The organism is Kitasatospora sp. NPDC057500 (assembly GCF_042802195.1).
Lineage (GTDB): Bacteria > Actinomycetota > Actinomycetes > Streptomycetales > Streptomycetaceae > Kitasatospora.
Genome location: NZ_JBHVER010000355.1, coordinates 1 through 4520, shown reverse-complemented (window position 1 = coordinate 4520; position 4520 = coordinate 1). Strand labels below are relative to the sequence as shown.

The window sequence follows — 4520 nt, the reverse complement described above, 5'->3', positions numbered from 1 at the left end:
GTCAACGACCGTGCTCCGGGGCCTTCCCCGTGTCCGCCCGGTGAAATCCGATTGCCGGACGGCCAGGGGCTGCTGAGACCCGGCGACAGCCAGAAGGCGGGACGGTCCGACGACCCGGCCGTTGCCGACAGAGCGGAGCCCGCCGGACCGCTGGAGGCGGATGCCGTGCCGCTGTTGGAGCGTGGCGTCGCCGCGCTCACGGTGATGGGGTTCCGGGTGCGCCGCACGCCGCTGATGGGCGGCGGCCGGCCCGAGCCGCCGCTGCCCCACGGCGTCCGCGCCACCGTCGACGTCGCCACCGTCGACGTCGCCACCGTCGACGTCCTCGCGCCCCTCCCGCGCGGCACCGCGTCCGACAGGGACCCGGCGGTCACCCGTGGGCCGACGTCCGGGTGAGCTGCGCCGCCAGGACGGCCGGGGCCTGCACCAGGGACGGGCCGTACCAGGTGAGGTGGCGGCCGCTCACCAGCGCTGCCGGAATGCCGGGGAAGGCCTCGGGGCCGTCGTCGGCGGTGAAGCGGTAGGGCTCGTCGGGCAGGACCACCAGGTCGGGGCGGGAGGCGAGCAGGTCGGGGAGCGGGACGGCGGGGTAGCGCTCGGGGCGGTGCGGGTCCTCGGCGTGCGGGAGGCGCAGGCCGAGACGGCGCAGCAGGTCGCCGGCGAAGGTGTCGTGGCCGAGCACCATCCAGGGGCGGCGCCAGATCGGCACCACCGCCCGCCGGGGCGGGCCGGGCAGTGGGCGGGCGTCGGCCCAGGCGGCCTCGGCGGCGTCGAGCCACGGCGGGCGGGGAAGGCCGCAGGCGACGGTGATGAGCCGGTCCAGTGAGCGGAACGCCTGGTCGAGGGTGCGGATGTCGGTGACCCAGACGGGGACGCCGGCCGCCCGCAGGGCGTCCAGGTCGGGGCGGCGGTTCTCCTCGGCGTTGGCGATCACGAGGTCCGGGGCGAGTGCCACGATCCGGGCCACGTCGGGGTTCTTGGTGCCGCCGATCCGGGGCACCGCCAGGTCCGCGGGATGGCTGCACCAGTCGGTGGCACCGGCGAGCAGCCCGTCCGCGGTGGCGGCGAGCGCCTCGGTGAGCGAGGGCACCAGCGACACCACCCGCCGCACCGGCCCCGCGCCGAGCGGTACCACGAGCCCGAGGTCGTCGGCCGCCGGCGGACCGCCGGAGGGGGAGGGGGACGTCATCACCCCACCCTAGCCACCACCCGGCCGCCACCTCGCCGCCACCCGGCCACCGCCTCGCCACCGCCAGGCCCGCCCCACCCGGCCGTCCTGTCCCGGCCGCCCCGCTGTCACCGGCCGGGTGCCCGGAGGGGCAAACTCCCGGGAACCGGCCGGGCGTGGTGGCCGACTACCTGGTCCGGGTTCACAGGAAGGACCCGAGCACGACCACTGACCAGGAGAGATTCTGATGCGCCCTCGCGCCCTTCGCGGTATCGCGGCTGCCGTCGCCCTGTTCGCCGCGGCCACGGCATGCTCCGGCGGTGGTGACGGCGGCGCGGACGAGGCGGGCAGCGGGAGCGCGCGGCCGACGGCGGCCGGCGGGACGTTCCCGGTCAGGGTGGCCGACTGCGACGGCAAGGAGACGACCGTCAAGCAGGCGCCCGAGCGGATCGTCACCAGCAACGCGGCCGCGCTGGAGATGCTGCTCCAACTCGGCGTGGGCGAGCGGGTCATCGGCACCGGGTTCCCGCCGCGCAAGGGCGGCCTGCCGGCCCCCGTCGCCGAGCAGGGCGCCAAGGTGCCGGTGCTGGGCGACACGCTGATCCCCAAGGAGAAGCTGCTCGGTTCCGGCGCCGACCTCTACGTGGACACCTTCGGGCCGATGCCGGCGATGGGGGCGGCGGGCGCCGGGCCGAGCGAGGAGGAGCTGAAGGCGGTCGGCATCCAGCACGTGCTGCTGCTCTCCACGGCCTGCGCCAAGAGCCCCAAGGCCGCCCAGGGCCCGCGCACCGACCTCTCCGCCGTCGAGGAGGACATCCGCCGCCTCGGCGCGGTCACCGGGACGGCCGATCGGGCCGAGGAGATCGTCGGCGCGATGGAGAAGCAGATCACGGACGTCAAGAACGCCACCGCGGGCGTACCGGAGGCGCAGCGTCCCGGGTACTTCCTCTTCGACTTCGATGCCGGTACAAAGCAACCGATGGCCGTCTGCGGCAGGCAGGTCGCCAACGCGGTGATCACCCTGGCCGGCGCGCGCAACGTGTTCGCCGACTGCGACGCCGACTTCAGGCCCGTCTCCTGGGAGGACGTGGTGGCCAAGAACCCGGACTGGATCCAGCTCGCGGTGCGCAACCGCGGAGGCGAGGAGGCGAACCGCAAGGCCTTCGACGAGGCCGAGGCGTTCCTCAAGAGCTTCCCGGCCACCCAGGGGCTGAAGGCCGTGCAGGAGGGGCGCTTCCTGCGGATCGGCTCGGAGGTCACCACCATCGCCGGGACCCGCACCGCCGACACCGTCCGGCAGATCGCCGCGACGGTCCACCCGACGCTCGTCAAGAACGGGCAGTAGCCGATGTCCGGGGCCACGACCACCACCACCGCGGGCGACTCCGCGGACGTCGCGGACGCCGCAGGCGCGGCCGTGCGGCGCAAGCGCGTCCGGGCCCTGCGCGCCGGACCGCTCGCCGCCGTGCTCACCGCCGCCCTGGTCGTCGCGCTGACCGCCGCGGTCTCGCTCGGCGCGGTGGACATCCCGCCCGGCGAGGTGTGGGAGGTGGTCGGGCGCCGGATCACCGGGCAGCATCCGGCGCCCGGCAGCCGGGACCTCATCGTCTGGCAGTTACGCGTGCCCCGCGCCCTGCTGGCGGCGGTGGTCGGAGCCGGGCTGGGTGTGGTCGGCACCGCCGTGCAGGCGCTGGTCCGCAATCCGCTCGCCGACCCGTTCCTGCTCGGCATCTCCTCCGGCGCCTCGCTCGGCGCGGTCGGCGTGATCGTGCTCGGCGCCGGCGTCGGCCTGGAGCTGACCATCGGCGGCATCGCCGGGATCACGGTCTCGGTGGCCGCCTTCCTCGGCGCGCTCGCCGCCTTCTCGCTGGTCTGGCTGATGGCCCGGCGCGGCGGTGGCTTCTCCCCGCTGCGCCTGGTGCTGGCCGGCATCGGCATCGGCCAGTTCCTCGCCGGCCTCACCAGCTACCTGGTGCTGCAGACCGGCGACGAGCAGCAGACCCGCGGCGTGCTGTTCTGGCTGATGGGCAGCCTCAGCGGCGCCACCTGGGGACAGCTCGCCGTCCCCGCCGCCGCCGTGGTCCTCGGCATGCTGCTGCTCCAGGGGCGAGCCCGGGGCCTGAACGCCATGCTGATGGGCGACGAGACGGCGGCCGGGCTCGGCGTCGACGTGGTCCGGCTGCGCCGCGAGATCTTCGCCGTCACCAGCGTGCTCACCGGCGTCCTGGTCGCGGTCTCCGGGGCGATCGGCTTCGTCGGGCTGATGGTCCCGCACGTGTGCCGGATGCTGGTCGGCGGCGACCACCGCCGGCTGCTGCCGCTGTCCGCCCTCACCGGCGCGGTGCTGCTGGTGGTCGTCGACCTGCTCGCCCGCACCGCGCTGGACGGCCAGGAGGTGCCGATCGGCGTGGTCACCGCGCTGCTCGGCGCGCCCACCCTGCTCTACCTGCTCGACCGACGACTGGAGCGGAATTGAGAATCGCCGTCGAGGACGTGAGCGTCGCCCTGGCCGGGCGGACCGTGGTGGCCGGCGTCCACCTGGTCGCCAAGGAGGGCGAGATCGCCGGGCTGGTCGGTCCCAACGGCAGCGGCAAGTCCAGCCTGCTGCGCACCGTGTACCGGCACCTGCGGCCGAGCGCGGGTCGGGTGCTGCTGGCGGGGCGGGACCTTTCCGAGCTGAGCCCGGCGCAGTCCGCCCGGCACATCGGTGCGCTGCCCCAGGAACGCGGCGGGGACTTCGAGCTGACCGTCCGCGAGGTGGTCTCGATGGGCCGCACCCCGTACAAGCGGGCGTTCGCCAAGGATGACGCCGAGGACCACCGGGTGGTCGGCGAGGCGCTGGAGCGGGTCGGCATGGCGCACGCTCCGGACCGCCGGTTCGCCCAGCTCTCCGGCGGGGAGCGACAACGCGTGCTGCTGGCGCGGGCGCTGGCGCAGCAGCCGGACGTCCTGGTGCTGGACGAGCCGACCAACCACCTGGACGTCCGGCACCAGGTGGAGCTGCTGGCCCTGCTGCGCGAGCAGCGGCGCACCACGCTGGTCGCGCTGCACGACCTGAACGCGGCGGCCTCGGTGTGCGACCGGCTGCACGTGCTGCACCGCGGCGCGCTGGTCGCCTCGGGGGAGCCGCGCGAGGTGCTGACGGCCGAGCTGCTGGCGGAGGTGTTCGGGGTGCGGGCGGCGGTGGTCGAACACCCTTTGACGGGTGACCCGTTGATCGCGTTCGACCACCGCACGCCGGCCGGGGGCCCACTGGCAGGGAGCACCGGGGCTGGGAGCGCCGGGGCTGGGACCGTACCCGGCGGGGGTACGACGTCGGCCGGGGCGGCGGGCGCCCGGGTGCCCTCAGGAC

The 4520-nt window shown here is 75.3% G+C and carries 5 protein-coding genes; 4 read left to right on the top strand and 1 reads right to left on the bottom strand.

What is annotated here, in order from left to right:
* Positions 1-165: 165 nt before the first annotated feature.
* The gene (locus ACFU74_RS36240) at positions 166-396 is read left to right on the top strand and encodes a hypothetical protein (RefSeq protein WP_380764389.1); all 231 of its coding nucleotides are present in this window, start codon (positions 166-168) and stop codon (positions 394-396) included.
* Here the strand turns inward: ACFU74_RS36240 and ACFU74_RS36235 are convergent.
* On the bottom strand, positions 371-1189 hold the full coding sequence (locus ACFU74_RS36235; protein WP_380764388.1) for a helical backbone metal receptor: 819 nt from the start codon (positions 1187-1189) through the stop codon (positions 371-373). The two genes, ACFU74_RS36240 and ACFU74_RS36235, sit on opposite strands and share 26 nt — an antisense overlap.
* A gap of 226 nt (positions 1190-1415) precedes the next feature.
* Between ACFU74_RS36235 and ACFU74_RS36230 the strand changes: the two genes are divergently transcribed.
* From ACFU74_RS36230 to ACFU74_RS36220, 3 genes are all read left to right on the top strand, one after another.
* Positions 1416-2513 (top strand): ABC transporter substrate-binding protein, encoded by a 1098-nt coding sequence (locus tag ACFU74_RS36230; RefSeq protein WP_380764387.1) that lies wholly within the window; start codon positions 1416-1418, stop codon positions 2511-2513.
* 3 nt (positions 2514-2516) lie between these two features.
* A complete protein-coding gene (locus ACFU74_RS36225; protein WP_380764386.1) occupies positions 2517-3644 on the top strand; it encodes a FecCD family ABC transporter permease in 1128 nt (375 codons plus the stop codon).
* The coding region (locus ACFU74_RS36220) for an ABC transporter ATP-binding protein (protein WP_380764385.1) at positions 3641-4520 on the top strand (880 nt) is incomplete at its 3' end. The genes ACFU74_RS36225 and ACFU74_RS36220, both read left to right, overlap by 4 nt.

Coding starts and splice junctions, on each gene's coding strand:
- ACFU74_RS36235 (WP_380764388.1), bottom strand. CDS start 1,189: ATGACGTCCCCCTCCCCCTCCGGCGGTCCGCCGGCGGCCGACGACCTC.
- ACFU74_RS36230 (WP_380764387.1), top strand. CDS start 1,416: ATGCGCCCTCGCGCCCTTCGCGGTATCGCGGCTGCCGTCGCCCTGTTC.
- ACFU74_RS36225 (WP_380764386.1), top strand. CDS start 2,517: ATGTCCGGGGCCACGACCACCACCACCGCGGGCGACTCCGCGGACGTC.